Source organism: Ruegeria sp. AL12 (assembly GCF_056540885.1).
Genome location: NZ_JBQFXN010000169.1, coordinates 1 through 590, shown reverse-complemented (window position 1 = coordinate 590; position 590 = coordinate 1). Strand labels below are relative to the sequence as shown.

Below are 590 nucleotides of genomic sequence, written 5' to 3'. Positions count from 1 at the left end.
TTCGGCATACATCAGCGACGGCGTCGGGTCAGTCGGCGAGGGCTTGAGCACAAACGTGTTGCCCGCCGCAATCGCCACCGGGAACATCCACATCGGCACCATGACCGGGAAGTTGAACGGGGTCACGCCCGCCACCACGCCCAGCGGCTGGCGCAGGGTCCAGTTGTCGATGCCGGTCGAAACCTGATCGGTGAAATCGCCCTTGAGCAGCTGCGGGATGCCGCAGGCGAACTCGACGATATCGATGCCGCGCTCAACCTCGCCACGGGCGTCGGTGAAGACCTTGCCATGCTCGGCGGTGATCGCGCGGGCCAGATCGTCCTTGTGCTCGTTCAGCAGGTTCAGGAACTTGTTCATCAACCGCGCGCGGCGGATCGGAGGCATGTTCGACCACGCCGGAAACGCAGCTTTCGCCGCCGCAACCGCCTTGTCCACATCCCCCGCCGAGGCCAGATCAACCTGCCCCGTCAGAGCCCCCGTCGCCGGGTTGAACACGTCCTGAGTGTTGGTGCGCGCACCACCATAAACCTCGCCATTGATATAATGGCCGATTGCTGTCGTCGTCATGGATGCCTCCTCCTTGGGTTGAC

General features: G+C 63.6%; 1 protein-coding gene. It reads right to left on the bottom strand.

Annotated elements, in window-relative coordinates; all coding sequences use genetic code 11:
- Nucleotides 1-567, bottom strand: a 567-nt coding sequence (locus ACR0C6_RS22040; RefSeq protein ID WP_480621317.1) for an aldehyde dehydrogenase family protein, incomplete at its 3' end; no start/stop codon positions are given.
- Between the last annotated feature and the right edge of the window lie 23 nt (nt 568-590).